This is a genomic window from Streptomyces sp. NPDC090445 (assembly GCF_044769385.1).
Taxonomy (GTDB): Bacteria; Actinomycetota; Actinomycetes; order Streptomycetales; family Streptomycetaceae; genus Streptomyces.
In genome coordinates this window covers 1-17,756 of sequence record NZ_JBIVXV010000030.1, presented here as the reverse complement: position 1 = coordinate 17,756, position 17,756 = coordinate 1, and the positions used below count along the sequence as shown (strand labels likewise).

General features: G+C 71.8%; 15 protein-coding genes and 1 pseudogene. 11 read left to right on the top strand and 5 right to left on the bottom strand.

Features of this window, described 5'->3' with window-relative positions:
- Positions 1-27 precede the first annotated feature (27 nt).
- Together ACIQUT_RS33865 and ACIQUT_RS33860 are read right to left on the bottom strand one after the other, a co-directional pair.
- Positions 28-603, bottom strand: a complete 576-nt coding sequence (locus tag ACIQUT_RS33865; RefSeq protein ID WP_403568683.1) for a hypothetical protein — start codon at positions 601-603, stop codon at positions 28-30.
- Entirely contained in the window at positions 600-1,673 is a 1,074-nt protein-coding gene (locus ACIQUT_RS33860) for an NlpC/P60 family protein (protein ID WP_403568681.1), read from the bottom strand. Before ACIQUT_RS33860 ends, ACIQUT_RS33865 begins: the two co-directional genes overlap by 4 nt.
- Positions 1,674-2,001: 328 nt before the next feature.
- Between ACIQUT_RS33860 and ACIQUT_RS33855 the strand changes: the two genes are divergently transcribed.
- The 10 genes and pseudogenes from ACIQUT_RS33855 to ACIQUT_RS33810 all read left to right on the top strand — a co-directional run bounded on the left by ACIQUT_RS33855 (position 2,002) and on the right by ACIQUT_RS33810 (position 12,226).
- Positions 2,002-2,952, top strand: coding sequence for a hypothetical protein (locus tag ACIQUT_RS33855; protein ID WP_403568680.1), 951 nt, complete (start codon positions 2,002-2,004; stop codon positions 2,950-2,952).
- 15 nt (positions 2,953-2,967) lie between these two features.
- Positions 2,968-3,306, top strand: coding sequence for a hypothetical protein (locus ACIQUT_RS33850; protein WP_403568678.1), 339 nt, complete (start codon positions 2,968-2,970; stop codon positions 3,304-3,306).
- Between the two features lie 2 nt (positions 3,307-3,308).
- Positions 3,309-4,094, top strand: coding sequence for a hypothetical protein (locus ACIQUT_RS33845; protein WP_403568677.1), 786 nt, complete (start codon positions 3,309-3,311; stop codon positions 4,092-4,094).
- A 79-nt stretch (positions 4,095-4,173) separates the two neighbouring features.
- On the top strand, positions 4,174-5,940 hold the full coding sequence (locus ACIQUT_RS33840) for a hypothetical protein (RefSeq protein ID WP_403568675.1): 1,767 nt from the start codon (positions 4,174-4,176) through the stop codon (positions 5,938-5,940).
- Positions 5,937-7,463 carry an SCO6880 family protein gene (locus tag ACIQUT_RS33835; RefSeq protein WP_403568674.1) on the top strand — a complete coding sequence of 509 codons (1,527 nt, stop codon included), beginning with the start codon at positions 5,937-5,939 and terminating at the stop codon, positions 7,461-7,463. The genes ACIQUT_RS33840 and ACIQUT_RS33835 overlap by 4 nt, the downstream gene beginning before the upstream one ends.
- Positions 7,463-9,028: a type VI secretion protein gene (locus ACIQUT_RS33830; RefSeq protein WP_403568673.1), complete on the top strand. Its 1,566-nt coding sequence runs from the start codon at positions 7,463-7,465 to the stop codon at positions 9,026-9,028. The genes ACIQUT_RS33835 and ACIQUT_RS33830 overlap by 1 nt, the downstream gene beginning before the upstream one ends.
- 1 nt (position 9,029) lies before the next feature.
- Positions 9,030-10,718: a type IV secretory system conjugative DNA transfer family protein gene (locus ACIQUT_RS33825; protein WP_403568671.1), complete on the top strand. Its 1,689-nt coding sequence runs from the start codon at positions 9,030-9,032 to the stop codon at positions 10,716-10,718.
- A 3-nt stretch (positions 10,719-10,721) separates the two neighbouring features.
- A complete protein-coding gene (locus ACIQUT_RS33820) occupies positions 10,722-11,177 on the top strand; it encodes a hypothetical protein (RefSeq protein ID WP_403568670.1) in 456 nt (151 codons plus the stop codon).
- 174 nt (positions 11,178-11,351) lie between these two features.
- Entirely contained in the window at positions 11,352-11,705 is a 354-nt protein-coding gene (locus ACIQUT_RS33815) for a hypothetical protein (RefSeq protein ID WP_403568669.1), read from the top strand.
- A 156-nt stretch (positions 11,706-11,861) separates the two neighbouring features.
- Positions 11,862-12,226: pseudogene (locus ACIQUT_RS33810) on the top strand (hypothetical protein).
- A gap of 301 nt (positions 12,227-12,527) precedes the next feature.
- Here ACIQUT_RS33810 and ACIQUT_RS33805 read toward each other — a convergent pair.
- The 3 genes from ACIQUT_RS33805 to ACIQUT_RS33795 all read right to left on the bottom strand — a co-directional run bounded on the left by ACIQUT_RS33805 (position 12,528) and on the right by ACIQUT_RS33795 (position 15,965).
- The gene (locus tag ACIQUT_RS33805; protein ID WP_403568800.1) at positions 12,528-13,202 is read right to left on the bottom strand and encodes a hypothetical protein; all 675 of its coding nucleotides are present in this window, start codon (positions 13,200-13,202) and stop codon (positions 12,528-12,530) included.
- Positions 13,203-13,641: 439 nt separating this feature from the next.
- On the bottom strand, positions 13,642-14,979 hold the full coding sequence (locus ACIQUT_RS33800) for a serine hydrolase domain-containing protein (protein ID WP_403568667.1): 1,338 nt from the start codon (positions 14,977-14,979) through the stop codon (positions 13,642-13,644).
- 71 nt (positions 14,980-15,050) lie between these two features.
- Entirely contained in the window at positions 15,051-15,965 is a 915-nt protein-coding gene (locus tag ACIQUT_RS33795) for an alpha/beta hydrolase (RefSeq protein ID WP_403568665.1), read from the bottom strand.
- Positions 15,966-16,085: 120 nt separating this feature from the next.
- Between ACIQUT_RS33795 and ACIQUT_RS33790 the strand changes: the two genes are divergently transcribed.
- On the top strand, positions 16,086-17,237 hold the full coding sequence (locus ACIQUT_RS33790) for a PucR family transcriptional regulator (protein ID WP_403568663.1): 1,152 nt from the start codon (positions 16,086-16,088) through the stop codon (positions 17,235-17,237).
- The last annotated feature ends 519 nt before the right edge of the window (positions 17,238-17,756 follow it).

Sequence of the window (17,756 nt, the reverse complement as noted above, 5' to 3'; positions counted from 1 at the left end):
ATCCGCATTCTCTCCGTTTTCGTTCTCTTACGGGTCGGTGGCCGGATCCAGGGCCTTGTGGATGCGGCGGGCGGCTGTGCTGTGGGGGCCCTGGATGCTGATGACCGTGGTCAGGAGCTCCTCGCCGAGCCGGTGGCTGAGGGCGGGGTCCGTGATCGTCCGCCAGAGGCTGTAGGTGCGGTGGATGGCGGCTTCGGTGTCGGGGTGGTCCGGTCCGTGCAGGTCGGCGCGCAGGCGGAGCGCGTGCAGGTACCAGCCCACCGCTGTGCGGTGGTCCCCCGTCAGGCTGGCGAGGTAGCCGCGCACCTCCCGGATGTCCGTCATGGCTGTGCTGACGCTCTCGTTGGTGGCTGCGGTGTGCTCGGTGTCGAGTTGCTCGGCGAGCAGGACGGCCCTGCCCAGGTCGCCCTCCCGGGCCAGGGCGGCGACGGCAGCGATCCGGGCGGGTACGTCCACCTCGTGCGGGGGTTCGGGTGGCGGTGGTGGTAGCGGCGTCGGTGGCGTTGGCGTTGGTGGCGTTGGCGGCGTGTGCGAAGGGGCCGGTGTGGTCCAGAAGTCCGTGGTGACCACGCCCCAGGGCAGGAAGACTTCGTCGTTGCTCACCAGTTCACCACCCTGCGGATGCCGGTCACCCGGGTCATGTAGGACGAGGAGTTGCGCCAGCTGCCGTACGGCACGATGCGGGTGCGGACCCCGGTCCGGGGCGCCTCGATGAGCATGCCGGAGCCGATGTACATGCCGACGTGGCCGGGGCTGGCCGCCGAGCCGTCGGAGCCGGCGTTGAAGACGAGGTCGCCCGGCTTGGGGCGGTCCAGGTCGACCTGGCGCGGCAGCTTGATCTGGTCGAAGGTGACGCGCGGGATGCCGATGCCCGCCGCCTTGTAGGCCTGTTGCACGAGGGACGAGCAGTCGCACCAGCGGGTCGGGGCGGGGCCGTGCGCGTCGGTGCAGTCGCCGCCGAGGTGGTACCAGCCGCCCTTCTGCTGCAGTGCCCAGCCGACTGCGGTGCGGACCTGGGTCGGCGTGTCCGGGGGCAGGCTGAACCCGGCGGGCAGGTCGACGGGGCCGCTGCCGTCGCCGGGCGCGGTGTACTTCGCCGACCTCGCCGTGATCTTCATGACGTATGCGTACGTCTGCCCCGCGGCGAAATCGGCCGGGGGAACGCCCCGGAACTGTTCGACGCGGCCCCAGCCCGCGTTGTATCCGGCGAGGGCCAGTTCGACGGGCGAACCGCTGTACTCCGGGTGTTTTTTGGCGGTCTTCAGCAGGCTGCACATCATGCGCCCCTGAGCGGGAATGGCGTCGGCCGGATCCATGACGTCCTTGTCTCCGTCCCCGTCGCCGTCGACGCCTTGAGTGGCCCATGTCGCCGGGATGAACTGGGCTATTCCATAGGCGATGGCATTGCCGTCCGCCGTGCGGGAGATTGCGTTCGGTGTGAAATTCGATTCGGCCCACAGTTGCGCGGCCAGGATCGACGGAGGCAGGCCCTGGTCGCAGGCGGCGGCCGCGGCGAGGATGAGGGGTGCGTACGCGGCGGGTACGCCGTCCGCTCCGCCGATCCGCAGCGCGCCCGCGGTGGGCCAAGTACCGATGCCGGTGCCGGTGCCGCGCTTGCTGTCGTCCTCCGCAAGAGTGGCGAACAGCATCACCATGCCGATCCCGAACGTCAACGGAGCGGCCAGGGCACCCCCCGCAGCGGTAAACCCTAACCACCGCCTCACCCGCATTGACTCCCCCCGGCCCCCGTAACCGATGTGCGTGCATGAAGAGCCCATCAGACCGATCCGGCCAGCATTTGATCTTGCCGGTTTCGCATGACGGATCGCGGCCGACACTATGGCATTTCCGATTGAGGTCGCGCTTGTTGAACATGCATCAGAAATCTCGCCGGGACGATCGGTGTAGGGTGCCCGAACGCTGTGGTGCCGGCCGCGTCGACAGTGGTGTGAAATTCACATGATTGACGGCCGGCTTTGTGGGGCGCAGTCGGGGGGATTCATGGGGAAGAAGACCGAAGCGGCATGCGTGACGCTGCCGGCACCGGCCCGGCTGGTGGCGCCGGTGATGGCCGCCGTCGGGGGCAGCGGCCGCTCCACCGTGGCGTACCTGCTCGCCACCGCCATGGCCCCCCTCGCCGACACGGTGGTCGCCGACTTATCACCGCGGCTCGGCTCCCCCTGGCCCTCGTGGACCGCGGACGCGCCCGCCGGCGGCGGCCTCGCCGCGCTCCCGCCCGACCGGCCGCTGAGCCGCGCCGACATCCGCGGCGCCGCCACTGCCGTCGCCATCCGGGAGGCGGCGCTGCCGGCGGCGTCGCCACTGCCGTCATCGTCGTCGGCCGACAGGCATTGGTCGGTACTGACCGACGCACGCGAATGGCACGCCGCCCCGCTGGAGCTGCCCGCCGACCCCGCCGCCTGGTACCAGCTGGCCGCCGCCGGCGGCTGGCAACTCCTCCTCGCCGACACCGCCCACCCCGTCGCCCACGACATCCTCACGGCACGCTGCTCCGGCCTGCCGGGCCTGACACGGGCCTGGTGCGCCCTGCCGTTCACCGTGCCCGTCCTGTGCGCACAGCCCACCGCCGCCGGAATCCAGGCCCTGCAGCAGGCCGTGATGGTGCTGCACGCCGAGGGCCTGCCCCTGCAGCGCACCGTGGTCGTCTTCTCGGCTGCGTCGGAGGGGCGGCTGCCTGCGGTGGCGCGGGCCGCCGCCACAATGCTGTCCGCCCGCGCGGCCGCCGTGGTCCACCTGCCCCACGACACGGACATCCGCGCGCACGGGCTCGCCGCCACCCAGCCACCGGCCCGCATCCGCGACCGTACGCAGCAGGCAGCCCGCGAACTCGCCTCGGCGGTCCTCGCCGCCGCCCACGAAGCCTTCGGCGAGCCGCTGCCGGCCGCCCCGCAGCCCGCCGCCGCCTCCCCGATCCCCGTACCTGTCGTTTGACGAGGAAGCACAACGATGAGCCAGATCCTGACGACCCTGCACACGCTCACGGCCGACCCCGGCCTCGCCGTCCTGGCCGACGGCCCGGTGCCCGCCTTCAACCCGGCGCTCCCCGAAGCGGTCAACAACTCGGCCAAGACGATGTTGTCGTGGACCGCGGGCGGCGGCCTCACCCTCGCCGTCCTCGGCGGACTCAGCGGATGGGCTCTGACCGCGATCGGCCACAACACCGAACGCGCCGCCCTGGCGGCCCGGGGCAAGCAGGGCGTGCTGTGGAGCCTGATCGGCGCCGGGGGCATCGGTGTCACCTCCTCCCTGGTGCTGGCCGTCTACACCATGTCGAAGGGCGGCTGACCGTGGACTCCTCCCCCGGACCCAAGGCCCGCCGGGCCCGCATGCTCCTGGCCGGCGGCGCGGTGGCGGTTGCGGCGCTGCTCGTCGCGGGTGGGTTCACGGCAGCGACCTTGATGAACGGCAACGACGCCAAGGGGCAGCTGCGGGCGTCCGCCAGTACGGTGGCACCCGCGGCGCCGACCCCGGGCAGTACCGGAATGCCGACTGGCCCCATGACACCGGAGAAGGCTCAGAAGATCACTCTTCGAAAGCCCACAGACCACAAGAACGGCGTGGCCGTCGGCTTCCCCGGCTCTCCGAGCGGGGGAATCTCGGCCGTTGTGTACTTCTGGGAGGAGTACGCCTGGCTCGACGACGAGAAAGCCAGCCAGCAGCTGAACGCCGTGGTCTCCAAAGACGCTCCGGGCTATGCGGACAAGAAGATTTCCGAGATCCGCAAATGGCGTGAGGCCATCGGCTTGGCCCCTTCGGGAGGCATCCCGGCTGACATCACCTTCACCACATCCGTTCACGCGGCACGGGGCAAGACCCTCAAGGCACCCGGCTTGCCGGTCGGCGACGTCATGCAGGTCTGGCTGTCGTACGACCGCTTCGCCACCGGCCCCAAGGGCGGCCGGGATGAGAACCCCCTGCGCGGTGAGACTGTCGCTTTCGTCGTGAAGTGGGAAGACGGGGCCTGGAATTTCACCGACAAGTATGACTTCATGGGCGACTTCCCTGTCGCATACGAGCCCACCAGCCCGTACGCCTGGAACGACGGATGGGTCCAGGTACGCCATGCAGGGTGATCGTCTGCGGCGCCTCGGCCGTTCTTTCATCCTGCTCTCCGTTCTGCTGACGTTACTCGGGGCAAGCGGATCCTTGTCCATGGCGGTGGAAGCCGACGAACGCAAGCACCACGCGTCCGTCGGTCCTCCCTCCCCGATCCCCGCCGAGTGGGCGCAGTGGGCCGTGGGCATCGACCCGGACCGCCACTACTGCCTTGTCGATCAGGTCGACGACCGCAGCAAATGCTGGCTGCCGGGATCTGATGACCCGCCGTTCCCGGGACGGACGAACCTTTGCGAGGGCGCCGACGGCAACGGCGCCCGCAACTGCGACGTGCAGGGCCAGCGCGAGGCGGAGGCCCGGAAGCTGAAGCAGTGGCGCGAGGCCTTCTCGGAGCAGGACCAGAAGAGGTACGCGGAACTGATCACGTTCGTCAGCCACTGCGTGACCAAGAACGGCCGACCCTTCACCGTGTGCAAGAAAGAGGGAACAGACAAGCTCGGGGACCCGGTCCTGACGCCGCTGGAGTGGGCAGCGGGCAAGTTCTCCCAGTTCGCGTCCAGCGCGTTGACCGAGGCTGCGTCCTACATCGGCAAGTCGGTGGTGTGGCTGCTGGAGAAGTTCGCACTGGTCTTCACCTCGAGCTCGTCGATCAACCTCAAGGCCACCGGGTTGGGCAAGTTCACCGCCCTGATGACGGCCCTGTCCGCGGTCGTGGCGTGCTTCCTGCTGCTGCTCCAGTTCGGGAAGGTCGCCATCAGCCACAACGGCGCCCCGGCCGCGACCGCGCTCACCGGCCTGGCCAAGTGGGCGGTGATCTCCTCTGTCTACCTCCTGGTCGCTCAGGAGGCATTGAGGTGGTCGGATGTCGTGTCGGACTGGATCGTCACTTTCACCTTCAACGACGGCAAGGGCAGCGGCTCGACGTCGGCGACCAAGGCGATGCAGGACCAGCTCGGTGCGCTGTTCGGCGGGCTCATCACCGGCGGGGGCGGCGCGGCCACGGTCGGTGGCGCGCTCATCACCGGTGAGGGTGTTGCCGCCGCCGCGGTGGGCGTCATCATCGTCATCGGGATCATCTGCATCCTGGCCATCGCCGCCCTGTGGGTGGAGATCCTGCTGCGGCAGGTCGGCATCATGCTGATCATCGGCACCATGCCGATCACTCTCGCCGGGCAGTTGTCCGACGCGACGGCCGAGTGGTGGCCCAAGGCGCGGAACGCGTTCATCTCGCTGGTGCTGATGAAGCCCGCGATCGTCTGCTGCTTCTCCGTCGGCTACTTCGCCATGTCCAAGGGCGAGGGCGTGCAGAACATGATCGTCGGGCTCGTGATGTTCCTCGCTGCGGCGCTGTGCTGGCCGGCGCTGGCGAAGTTCATGGTGTTCACCACCAACGGGGCCGGTGCCTCGATGGCCTCGGGCTGGATCAGTTCGCTCGGCTCCTCCGCGTCCTCCAGGGCAGGAGGCCTGGCCGAGCCCAGCGGCGCCGGCTCAGTCGGCGGCGGAGTCGGCTACACCAAGGCCCTGGACTCCGAGAACGCCACCGCCCAGGCGGCTTCCTCGGCCCCGGCGGCGGGCGGACGGGCCGGCTCGGCGGCAGGGTCGGCGCCCCGCTTCGGCGGGAGGGCGGTCGGCGTCGCCACGTTCGGGCTGCAGGCCTTGGCGGCCGGGAAGGACACCTTGGAGTCCGGCCTTGCCAACACGGCGTCCCACGCGGGCCTCGACCAAGGCGCCGCAGGCGGCCGGCACGTGGTGATCCCGCCGCGGCGGCAGCCCACCCCCGCACCGATCGGGACCCCTCTGTCCCCTCCCCCTCCCCCTCCCCCGCATCGCCTCGCGCCCGGCTCCGCCGCCCCCAAGGGATGACCGTGTCACAGCCCGTTTCCTACTCAGGGTGGCAGTCCGAGACCACCGGCTTCATGGGCCGCCTGTCCGGCTCCGGCTTCGTCATGGTGGCCGCGGCCGCTCTGATCGCGACCCTGCCCTTCAACGTCGGCTGGCAGAGCGCGTTCCTGTGCCTGCCCCTGTCGCTGTTCCTGCTGGCCCTGGCGTTCGGCCGGGTCATGGGCTTGAGCGCCGACGAATGGATCTCTCTCGCAGTAAGGCACCAGATCTCTGTGGCTACCCGACGCAACCTGTTCTTCTCCGGCGCGTTCGCACCCCGCTCCGCGGCGACGGGCCGCCAGCCGATGGATCTGCCCGGCACCCTGGCCCGCCTGCGGATCCTCGACGCGCCCGACGGGCTCGGCGGGCAGCTCGGCGTCGTCCACGATCCCGTCGCCGGCACCTACAGCGCCGTCGCCCGCATCACCTTCCCCGGCCTGGCGCTCGTCGACACCGACCAGCAGGCTGCCCGCGTCGCCGCCTGGGCGGCGTTCCTGCGTACGTACTGCACCGAGGACACACCCCTGACGCGTATCGCCGTGCACCAGCGGTGCCTGCCCGACGACGGGGCCGCGCTCGCCAGTTGGACCGCCCGCCACATCAGCGCGGACGCCCCCGACGCGGCCGTGACCGTCTTGTCGGAGCTGATGGACAGCGCGGGACCGGCCGCGACCGCCCGCGAGACGTACCTGACGGTCACCCTGTCCGCGTCCCGGGCCCGTCTGGCCGTCAAGGGCGCGGGCGGCGGGCAGACCGGTGCCGCCGCCGTCCTCGTACGCGAACTCCACGCGATGGGGCAGGCGTTGTCGACGGCCAGCCTGCAGGTCGTGGAGTGGCTGTCACCGCGCATGGTCGCCCAGACCGTGCGGACCGCGTACGACCCCGACGCACAGCAGGCGCTGGCCGCCCGCAGGGCGGCTGCCGAGCTGCCCGGCTGGTCGGGGACCGACCCGGGCCTCGACCCGGACCTGGCGGGTCCGGCCGCGGCCGAGACGGCGTGGGGGGTGTACCGGCACGACGGGGCGTGGTCGGTGTCGTACCAGGTCCGCACCTGGCCGCAGTCGGACGTGTACGCGACCGTCCTGCAGCCGCTGCTCCGCCCCCGGCAGAACGCCCGCCGGTCCCTGACCATGCTGTACGAGCCGATCGGGCCGCGCCGGGCCCGGCAGGAGCTGGCCCGTGACAAGGCGAAGCGGTCCTCCGCCCGGCATCTGCGGGCCAAGACGGGGCGGGACGAGAGCGAGGACGAGCGGCGCGAGGAGGCCGTGGCCCGCGCCCAGGACGCCGCCCGCGCCGCAGGGCAGGGTGTCGTCCGGATGACGGCCGTCCTGACGGTCACCGTCACCGACCACGCCGAGATGGAGACGGCCTGCGCCGAACTGCAGGCCGACGCGGCCGCCTCCGGGCTGGAGGTCCGCCGCATGTGGGGCGCCCAGGACACCGGTTTCGCCACCGGCGCCCTGCCGCTCGGCCAGGGCCTGCCCGACCGCCGGACGGGATTCTGATGGGCCGCCTGTTCTCCCGGCGACGCCCCGCCGGCGACACCCTCCTGGAAGCCATGGGCATCGACGAGGCCGCCGGCCTCGCCGAACGTCCGCCCGCGCCCGTGCCCGTGCAGCCGACCGCGCGCGAGCTGCGCCGCGCCCGCCTCCTCGAAGACCCCGAGACATCGATGCGGGTCGCACCGAAGAAGGGCTGGACCCAGCCCTTCGCCGGCCGGGCCGCAGCGGTCCCGCGCGGCGAGATCATCCGCGCGGACACGGCGAACGTCGCCGGCCTGTACCCGTTCCTGCACGCCGGCAGCCTGCCCCCGACAGGCGCCTACATCGGCCAGAACACCCTCACCATGCAGGCATTCAGCGCCCACCCCGCGGTCTGGGTCAAGGAAGGCCTGTGCACCAACCCGAACGTGATGATCACCGGCATCCCCGGCTCGGGAAAGTCGGCACACGTCAAGGCCCTGGCGCTGCGGCTGATGGCGTTCGGACACCGCACCCTCATCGCCGGCGACGTGAAGGGCGAGTACGCGGCGCTGTGCGAGTACCTGGGCGTGGAACCCGTACGCCTCGGCCCCGGCCTGCCCGGCCGCCTCAACCCCCTCGACGCGGGCCCCCTCGGCACCGGCCTGGACCTGGTGAAAGACCCGGCCGAGCTGCGCGGACGGCTCACCGAGATCCACCGCCGCCGCCTCACCCTCCTCAAAGCCCTCCTCGAACTGCAACTCCGCCGGACCCTGGACCCGCAGGAGGAAGAGGCCCTCGACGTCGCCGTCCGGGAGGTCACCGGCGAACTGCACGGCACCGGCGCCACCCGCCTGGCCGTCCCCACCCTCCCCCTCGTCTACGACCGGCTGCGCGACCCCACCGACGCCATGGCCCGCGAACTGCGCATCCGCAACGGCGACATCCAGCGTGCCCGCGAGCAGATGGCGCCCATCCGCTCCGCCCTCGGCGCCATGGTCAGCGGGCACCTCGGCGGCCTCTTCGACGAGGAGACGTCCATCGGACTGGACTGGGACGCCCCCATCCAGTCCGTCGACATCTCCGCCCTGCAGGAGTACGGCGACGAGACGGTCGCGATGGTCCTGTCCTGCGTCTCCACTTGGGCGCAGTCGGCGATCGACCAGCCCGGGCAGCGCCCGTGGATCGTCGTACGCGACGAACTGTGGCGGCAGATGCGGTCCGGCGGGGCGACGATGGTCAAGAAGATCGACGCCGACCTGCGCCTGTCCCGGGCCACCGGCACCATCCAGGTCCTGGCCACCCACCGCCTGTCGGACTTCGAGTCGGTCGGCGCCGCCGGGTCGGAGGCCGTCGCGATCGCCCGCGACCTCATCGCCTCCTGCGAGACCCGCATCCAGCTCGCCCAGGACACCCGCCCCCTCCAGATGACGCGCGAGGCCATCGGCCTCACCGACTCCGAATGCGCCCTCATCAGCTCGTGGGGTGCAGGCCAACGCGGCCGCGCCCTGTGGAAGGTCGGCCGCGGCGGCGGATCCCACGCCGTGCAGCTCGTCCTCTCCCGCACCGAGGAGCGTCTCTTCGAGACCGACGAGAGGATGGTGATCTGACGTGGCCCGGCGCGGGCCCGCCGCGGGGCTGGACGACAACAGCCTCCTGGCGGCGTACGGGGCCGGTACGGCCGTCACCGTCGGCGGCGCCGTCCTCCTCGCCGCGCCTCTGGCCTCCCTCCTCTCGGGCGGCGGGTGGGCGCACAGCTCCCAGGGCATGCCCGTGACCGTGGTCCTCGCCCTGGCGAAGGGACCGGCCGCTGTATACCGGCCGGCCCCACCCACCTTGCTCTTCTACGCCCTGACCGTCCTGCTGGTCCTGCTGGTCCTGTTGCTGGGCCTGGCCATCGCCAAGGCAGCCGGCCGCTTCTCCGCGTTCGGCGGCCGCGGGGGCGGCGCCCAGTGGGGCGGTGCGAAGGTCGAGAAGAAGATGGCCGCCCCCGACGATCCCGGCCGACGCACCAACCGGATCACGGCCGGGCGCGGGCAGCAATCGAAGAAGGTCGTCGCAGCCCAGCCCAACATCAGTGCGACCGTCTTCGGTGTACCCGGCTCTTCGAAGACGACTGGCCTGGTGCTGCCCAATGCGGCCGAGTGGGAGGGCCCGCTGGTGGTGACGACGACCAAGGCCGCCGACCTCGACATCATCCACGCCCGCCGCCGCTGGTTCGGCCCGGTGTGGGTGATCGCCCCGGCCGGGATCCCGGGCCGGGACACCGACCACTGGTCCCCGGTGGAGTACTGCACCGACGCCAAGGCCGCGGACCGCATGGCCGCCTGGCTCGCCGAAGCCTCCTCCTCGGCAGGCGACAAACGGGCCGCCCCCTGGGTCGACCAGGCCAAGAGCGTCCTGAAGGGGATCCTCCTCGCCGCCCATCTCTCCGGCGGCGGGATCTCCGACCTGCGCCGCTGGATCACCCTCGGCAAGGACGCCGTCGACCACGTCCGCGCCGTCCTCCTCGCCCACGGCCACACCGACGTCGCCGACGACTACGCCTCCCCGTGGCTGCGCCTGCACGAGGACGGCGTCGGCTCCGTCCAGTTCAGCCTCAACGTCCTCGCCCGCGTCTTCGCCGACGAGGAGGTCCGCGACACCTGCGCCCGCTCCGACTTCGCCTTCGAGGACTGGCTCGACAAGCGCGGCACGATCTGCGTCATCGCCTCCGAAGCCGACGCCGACCGCTTCGCCCCGCTCATCAGCTCCCTGATCGCCGGCGCCGTCCACGCCGCGGAGACCCGCTACAACCGCTACGGCCAGGCCATCGACCCGGCCGTCGGCATCTTCGTCGACGAAGCCGGGAACATGCTCCGCTACCCGCGCCTGCCGAACATCCTCACCACCGGCCGCGGCATGGGCATCGTCCTCCTCACGGTCTGGCACGACCTGTCCCAGCTCCGCGAATCCCTCGGCGTACAGAAGGCCAACACGGTCCTGTCCGCGTCCGGACTGCGCATGCTCCTGCCCGGCTGCGGCGACCTGGAGACCCTGCGTCACTTCTCCGGCCTCTACGGGCGCACCGAGGTCCTGAAGACCAGCCGCGGCCGCTCCCGCGGAGACCACTCCACCAACACCCAGGCCGTCGAGACCGACCTCGCCCCCGTCCACTCCCTCCAGCAGCTCCCCGACTTCACCGCCGTCGCCCAGTACACCAACCTCCCGCCGATCAAGGTCCGCATGCGCCTCACCTTCCGCGACAAAGACCTCAAGAAGCTGCTGGCCGACCCCACGACCACCACCAAGGGAAAGTGACCGATGACCGACCTCAACCCCGCAGACCTGTGGCCGTCACCGCCCGGCACGGCAACTCCCGACCCGCATCGGTGGGTGTGGGCGGCCATGGACCCCGACGAGCGCCGGATCCGCATGCGCGAGCTCGCCACCTGGGTGGACTGGCTCCGCACCACCTTCGAGCTGCACAACGTCATCACCCACTGCTGGTACCGGCATCCCCCGGTCGTCGAACACCTCACGGCCCTCTACACCGCCTGGACGCGCACCTACACGGGAGAGACCGAGCCGGGCCGCGAACTCGCCGAAGCCGACTGGATCCACACCCTGTACGCCTTCATGCCGCGCCTGCAGCTCCCCGCCTGCGCCACCGGCACCCACCACAACCCGCCGCCCCGCATCCCCCACCCGGCCGACACCGAGGCGGACTTCGCCCTCTACCTCTCCCACGCCACAACCGCGCCGACGGCAACACGCTGAAACCCGCTCCGACATCGCGAGGGCACCGACGCGGCCGGCCCTGGCTGAGCTCGCGAAAGTCAGGGGCGCGGACGGCGTACGGAAAGTGCATGGCGGCTGCCCCTGCGGCTGCCGTACGGTCTGGGTCCCGGCCAGGCTGCATCGGCAGCGCGGCGTGTTCAGAGAGCGATCCCCATGACCGACCAGCGAGCAACGACGACCCTGTGGCGCCCTACCGGCCCCAAGGAGCTGGAGCTGGTCCGGGAGCTGGACTGGCGTGCCTGGCCGCCCCGGCTGCCGGAGCAGCCGATCTTCTACCCGGTGCTCAACGAGGACTACGCGGTGAAGATCGCGAGGGACTGGAACGTGCCGCACAGCGGCGTCGGCTTCGTCGCCCGCTTCGACGTCGATTCGGACTTCCTGAGCCGGTATCCCGTGCAACAGGCCGGCGGGCAGACGATCCTCGAGCTGTGGGTGCCGGCCGAGGAGCTGGACGAGTTCAACGCCCACATCGTCGGCAGGATCGAGGTCGTCCACGAGTTCCGCTGAACGGCCGGGCCCGCGGCCGCTCGGGGCCGCCGGTGTGCCACGGGCAGGCGAACCGGTGGGGCCCACGCAGCGGTGCGGACCGCGGCGCGGGCCCCGCCGCACGCGTATCCGTACGTCCCCGCCACCGCCTGCGGCCCGGAGGGGGATACTGGCCCCATGGCACCGCTGCACCACTCCCCCCACCCTGCAGTCCCGGCGGACGTACTGCTGCGCGCCCGCTACAGCAGCCGCCTCCCCGCCGCGCTCGCGGGGACCTGAACGGCCCGGACACCGGCACCGTGGAGCTGCCGCTCCACCTCGCATGGTCGGGCCTGCGGGCCTACCACCTGGACCGGCCCCGGCAGCGGATGAGCCTCTACCGCACCGTCCTGGCCGAAGGGGAGGCCGCCGACCTGGCCGCCTACCTCACCAAGGACCTGCTCACCGCCCAGTGGCCGGTGCTGCGGACCCTGGTCAGCCGCCATATCCGTACCGTCTGGGAGGACGCCTTCCCCGAGCTGCACGACCGCGCCGCGGCGTGAGGCTCACGCCGCTGCACCGCCGCCTCCTGGCGGACGTGATCGCCATCGGCAGCCCGTACCCGCTCGTGATCACCGGCGGCCACGCCGTACGGGCCCACGGCCTGGCCGGCCGCGGCGCGCCCCGCGACCTGATCGACGTCCACGCCGCCTCGCGCCCTCGACGCCGACGCCGATCCCGACACGGATCCCGATCCCGATGCCGACACCGACGCCCACGACCTGTAGGTGGATCTCCGCGCCGCCCGCGCGCCACAGGGTTCCGGCCTCCGGCCAGTGGGACCAGTGGGGGGAGGGGCGGGTGTCAGCGTTCCCGGAGGACCGACGAGGACGTGGCGACAGACGCAGCGTTGCTCTCCTTCAAGGCCTGGAGTGCCGGCTGCTCCCTCTTGATGGCCTGCTGCTGGAGGCCTGCCTCGACAGCGAACCAGGTCCTTTCGAGCGCATGCTCTTTTCGGCACGCAACATCGGCGACGGCGGTCGAGATTTCGAGCTGGGTCACGACCTTGGGGGCATGGAACCGAGAGTCGTTCCTGGCGTCGAGCGGTGTTTCGTAGGTGAAGCCCTTCCCCTTCATGCAATGCGACCACTTGGCGAACACCGCGAGCACCTGGGGATCCTTCTTGGAGGCGGTAAAGGATCCGGCGTCCATCGCCTTCACCACGTGGGACGTCTTCACCTGCGGCGCCCTGGTGTCCGCCTGCCGGGCGCATTGCCGCAATGTCCCGGCGTCCGCACCCGACGTGTCCACGGCGCCGGCGCTGACGGCCTCGTCGTACGCCTTCTGCACGGATTCGTCCGGGTGGTATCCGCGCTCGGCCGCGAGATCGGCGCGGTGGATGCCGTAGCGAGAGTCCATGGCGGAGACGCCGGAGAGTTGCGGAAGGTCGGGAGCCGGCACCCACTGGGGGAAGCCGGCGTTTGCCATGCACGTGTCGATCAGGATGTCGCGCGCTGCGCTCACCGTCTTGAGGTCCAAAGCCGAAGGCGTGTATGCCTCGAGCGGAAGCCGCCACGTCGATACGTCGTCCGGCCTGCCCACGACAGCAGGAGCCACCGGCCCCGAAGACCCCTCCCCGGCACCGGCTTCGGGTCCGCTTTCGCTCCCCGATGCCGCACACCCTGCGATCCCGAGTCCGGCCAGCAGAAGAACGGCCACGGTCGGCACACGTAAGGGCGACACCCTCTTGGACGACTTCATCTCATACCCCCGTCTGAAATCTGCCCGTGATCAGCTGCCTAAACCGCCAGGCGCCTTCTCCCGCTGTCATGACGCTGGACGGCAACAGCCAACACGGCCACGCGCACCCGGCCAGAGGCCGGTTTTCGCCGGAGCACGGCCCGGACTCGTACCGGCTCGACAGCCCCGCGGGTTCAGGGCGCCGGACGGCAGCGGGTCCGGGTCGTCGCTCTTGCCGTCATCCGTTGGCGGAGGAGTGGCTTCGTCTCGCCGTGGCCTGCGGGATGGTGGTGGCGGTACCCGCGGTGCGGGGGTTGCCGTCGCCGCACATCGTTTTGGCGTGCAGGGCCGTCAGTGCGCCGTCGATGGGGTGGGGCTGCGGCGTGCCCGAGGCGTCCAGCTTGTTCCACCGCATCAGGTTGATCGCCACGGACATCTGCCGCTTGCCGTCCGCCCGGGTCAGGGACAGCGTCCCGGCTCCCCACGCCGAGCCGTCGTGCCCCCAGAAGGTGCCGCAGCCGGTGGTGACCTCGTGCAGCCCGAGGCCGTACTGGATCGTCGACCCGTCGAGGGCGCGGACCGGCAGGGTCTGCTGCATCTGCTGCAGGGACGCCCGGCTGACGATCCTGCCGTCGAGCAGCTTGGCGTAGAAGCGGTTCAGGTCCTCCATCGTGGAGACCAGGCCGGCGCTCGGCCCCAGCCAGGAATTGCTGTAGACGCTGTAGTCCCGGGGCGGGTCGAGGAGGCCGAAGAAGGACTCGTACATCCGCGAGTGCGGGCCCTGGACGCGCGGGCCGGCCGGGAACTCGGTGTGGCGGAGGCCGGCGCGTGCGATGACGTTGCGGGTGATGTGGTCCTCGGCGGTGCTGCCGGTCACCTGCTCCAGGAGCCGGCCGAGGAGGATGTAGTTGGTGTTGGAGTACACGCCCGTCGGGCCTCCGGGCTCGCCGGTGGGGGGCGCCGCGAGCCCCAGCTCGATCAGTTCGGCCGGGCGGAACTCGCGGAAGCGGTTCTCGTCCAGGCTCTTCGACGACATGTCCGGCAGGGACGGGAACCCCTGCAGGGACGGGAACGCGTACAGGATGTAGTCGGGGATGCCGCTGGTGTGGTTCAGCAGCATCCGGACCGTGATCTTCCGGCCGCGCTCCCCCGGTACCAGGTGCGGCAGGTAGTCGCCGATCGGCGCGTCGAGCCGGATCCGGCCCTGCTCGACCTGCTGCATGACCGCGGCGGCGGTGAAGGTCTTGCTGATGCTGCCGACACGGTGCTTCATGTCGGCCCTGACGGGACGTCCGGTCGTGACGTCGGCGACCCCGGAGGCGCCGCGCCAGGTCCGGCCGGAGTCGCGCACCTCGCCGAACACCCCGGGCATGCCGGCGCGGTGGACGTCGTTCAGGGCGGACCTCAGCTCCGCGGGGTCGAAGCGGAGGGCGGGCGCGGCCGCCGCGCTTGTGCTTGCCGCCGCGGGTACGGGGGCTGCCGCCGCGGGTACGGGGGCTGCCGCCGCCGTGACCGCAGGGCCCGTGCACACGCTGAGCGCGGCCGCGCTCGCGCACACCGCCCGTCGGATCTTCATCGCATGCGTCCTTTCGTGGTGGGTGGGGGCGACGGGGGCTCTCCCCCGTGCCCGTCCTCGGCGTGCGCTGCTCACGCGGCCAGGGCGCGGCGCAGGGCTCCGGCGAGTTCGGCGTTCTGCCGCTGCGAGATGTCGGCGGAGAGGATGGCCTGCGACCCGTGGAAGGTGCCGGGCCACTGGTGCAGCTCGACCGGTACGCCCGCCTGCAGCAGCCGCAGCGCGTACTCGATGTCCTCGTCGCGGTTCGGGCAGAACTCCGCCGTGGCGACGTACGCGGGCGGCAGGCCGGACAGGTCGGTCGCCCGGGCCGGGGCGGCGTACGGTGTGGCGGGCTGCGAGCCGAGGTAGTGCCGCCAGGCGGCGGTGGTCTTGTCGCGGGTGAACCAGGGCGTGTCAGTGAAGTTGCGGGCCGACCACGTCTGCTGCCGGTCGTCAAGCCCGGGCTGGTTGAGCAGCTGGAAGCAGATCGCCGGGCCCTGCTCGTCGCGCGCCCGCAGCGCCACCGCGGCCGCGAGCCCGCCGCCGGCGCTGTGGCCGCCGACCGCGATCCGCGCCGGGTCGATGCCGAGTTCGGCCGCGTGTCGGGCGGTCCAGCCCAGTACGGCGTACGCGTCGTCCAGGGCGGCCGGGAACCGGTTCTCGGGCGACCGGCGGTAGTCGACCGAGACGACCACCGCGCCGGAGCCGTCCGCGAGCCGGGCCGCCCACGGGTGCTCGGTGTCCAGGTCGCCGAAGACGAAGCCGCCGCCGTGCAGCCAGACGACGGCGCCCGCACCGCCCTGCCGTGCCCGCGAAGGGTGCGGGCGGTAGATCCGTACCGCCACGTCGGGGTCCGCGGGCACCGTGCGGTCCTCGACGTCCATGCGCGAGGTGTCCGGCGCCGCGCTCACGGCGACCAGCGCGGCGACCGTCTTGCGGGTGGCCACCGGGTCGTTCAGGTCGGTCCGGGGCAGGAACGGGATGAAGGGTTCGAGTTCGGGGTCCATGGCGACGATCCTCACGGCCGCGCCCCGGGGCGGTCACCCGCCAACCGTCGCGCGTCCCGCACCGATTGCGCGCCGATCGGCGCCCCTGCCCCGACCTCCTGCCCTTCTATTCTGTGTGCCATGGAGGCACTGGCCGTACGGCTGTCGGGACTGGATCCGTACGTCGACGGCGCCATGCGCATCGTCGCGTTCTACGACACCCTGATGCGCCGACGGGTCGATTTGCCGGCGCTCGCCCGGGCCTCGGCGGGCCTCGCCGAGTGCGTGGCCGGGATCCGCCTCCACGGCACGGGGCGGGCGATCCGCATCGCGCCCGACGGCAGCCAGGCACCTCCGCCCGGCTTTGGTACCGGCCCCGGTCCCGGTACCGCCTCCGACCCCAGCCCCGGCCCCGTCCCCAGCCCCGTCCCCGTCCCCGGGCCCGGCTCCGCCCCCGGTCCCGGCTCCGCGCCGCGGGCCGCCGCGTCCACCACGGCGCCGATCACCCTCGACGAGGAGGAGATCGGCACCGTCTGGCTGGAACGCCCCGGCCCTCCCGGCCCCCTCGACGAGGTGCTGCTGGACCGGCTCGCGATCGCCGCCGCGGCCGCCGCCGAACGGTACGGGCCCGCCCGCACGACCATGGCCGACCCCGCCCTCGTCGAGCTGGTCATCAGCCCCGACAGCGACGAGGCCGCCCGGGCGCGGGCGTTGCGGCTCCTCGGGTTCGCCGCCGCCGGGCCGCCGGTCCGGGCCGTCGCCGTACGGTCGGAGCTGCCGCTCGACCGGATCGGCGGGCTCGTCTGCCCGGACCGCCCTGTGAAGGCGGCACCGCTCGGCGGCGTGGGGGTCATCCTGGCCGCGTGCGTGGACGCGGCCCGGTTCCCGGCGGGCGTACGGGCCGGGATCGGCGCCGCGGACAGCCCGGACCGGTCCTGGCGGGAGGCCCGCACCGCCCTGCGCTTCACCACCGGGCGCCGACCGGTCGTCCACCACGACGAGCTGGGGGCGCTGGCGCTGCTCGCCCGGATCCCGGAGGAGGCCGTGCGGGAGAACGCGGATGTCGCCGCGATCGCCCGCATCGCCGGCACCCCGGAAGACCTGGAAACGCTGGACGCGTACTGCGCCGCCGGCTCCCTGCGCCAGGCCGCCGACGTCCTGCACCTCCACCACAGCAGCGTCGCCCGCCGCCTGGACCAGATCGCGAAGACCCTGGGCATCGAGCTCACCGACCCCACGGGCCTGACCCGGGCGCGCCTCGCGCTCACGGCATGGCGCCTGATCGACAACTGAGCGCACTGCCTTGTGGAGGTCGTCTCGTGCTTCGGATCCGCTTCCGGCGCCTCACACGTCGGATGTGACGCGGCGGCATTGCCCTACGGGACGTTCCAAGCGGAGCCGTCGCGCCACAGGTCCCAGCCCGGCCTCGCCTCGCGGATCTGCTCGGCGGTCAGGCCTTCGTAGCCGCCGTGGTCCCACTCCAGCAGGTCGGGATCGGGCTTGGCGCTGGTCAGGCCGTCCGTCCAGCGTGCCGGCCCGACAGGCTCCAGTCGATCTGGCCGTGCCTGATCACCATCAGCTCACCCATGGCTGCGCACGCTATCTGATCTTGTGGCAGGTCGAGACGGTTCCTTCGCCTTCGCCACCGCCGCCGTCGCCGGTCCCGAGTCGTCTGCGGTGGGTTCACCGAATGAGATGACCGCCTACCAAGACCGGTCATTTCCGTCAAGCCACGGGTTCGAGTGGCGTGACCCGTCTCCACCGGTCGGGTTTATTGGAAGTACGCCCTCACCGGGAACCCCCGGAAGAGAA

What these genes read in the sequence shown, in the direction of transcription:
- ACIQUT_RS33835 (WP_403568674.1), top strand. Translation starts at nt 5,937, where the DNA reads ATGACCGTGTCACAGCCCGTTTCCTACTCAGGGTGGCAGTCCGAGACC.
- ACIQUT_RS33840 (WP_403568675.1), top strand. Translation starts at nt 4,174, where the DNA reads ATGGCGGTGGAAGCCGACGAACGCAAGCACCACGCGTCCGTCGGTCCT.
- ACIQUT_RS33855 (WP_403568680.1), top strand. Translation starts at nt 2,002, where the DNA reads ATGGGGAAGAAGACCGAAGCGGCATGCGTGACGCTGCCGGCACCGGCC.
- ACIQUT_RS33820 (WP_403568670.1), top strand. Translation starts at nt 10,722, where the DNA reads ATGACCGACCTCAACCCCGCAGACCTGTGGCCGTCACCGCCCGGCACG.
- ACIQUT_RS33790 (WP_403568663.1), top strand. Translation starts at nt 16,086, where the DNA reads ATGGAGGCACTGGCCGTACGGCTGTCGGGACTGGATCCGTACGTCGAC.
- ACIQUT_RS33830 (WP_403568673.1), top strand. Translation starts at nt 7,463, where the DNA reads ATGGGCCGCCTGTTCTCCCGGCGACGCCCCGCCGGCGACACCCTCCTG.
- ACIQUT_RS33800 (WP_403568667.1), bottom strand. Translation starts at nt 14,979, where the DNA reads ATGAAGATCCGACGGGCGGTGTGCGCGAGCGCGGCCGCGCTCAGCGTG.
- ACIQUT_RS33795 (WP_403568665.1), bottom strand. Translation starts at nt 15,965, where the DNA reads ATGGACCCCGAACTCGAACCCTTCATCCCGTTCCTGCCCCGGACCGAC.
- ACIQUT_RS33815 (WP_403568669.1), top strand. Translation starts at nt 11,352, where the DNA reads ATGACCGACCAGCGAGCAACGACGACCCTGTGGCGCCCTACCGGCCCC.
- ACIQUT_RS33850 (WP_403568678.1), top strand. Translation starts at nt 2,968, where the DNA reads ATGAGCCAGATCCTGACGACCCTGCACACGCTCACGGCCGACCCCGGC.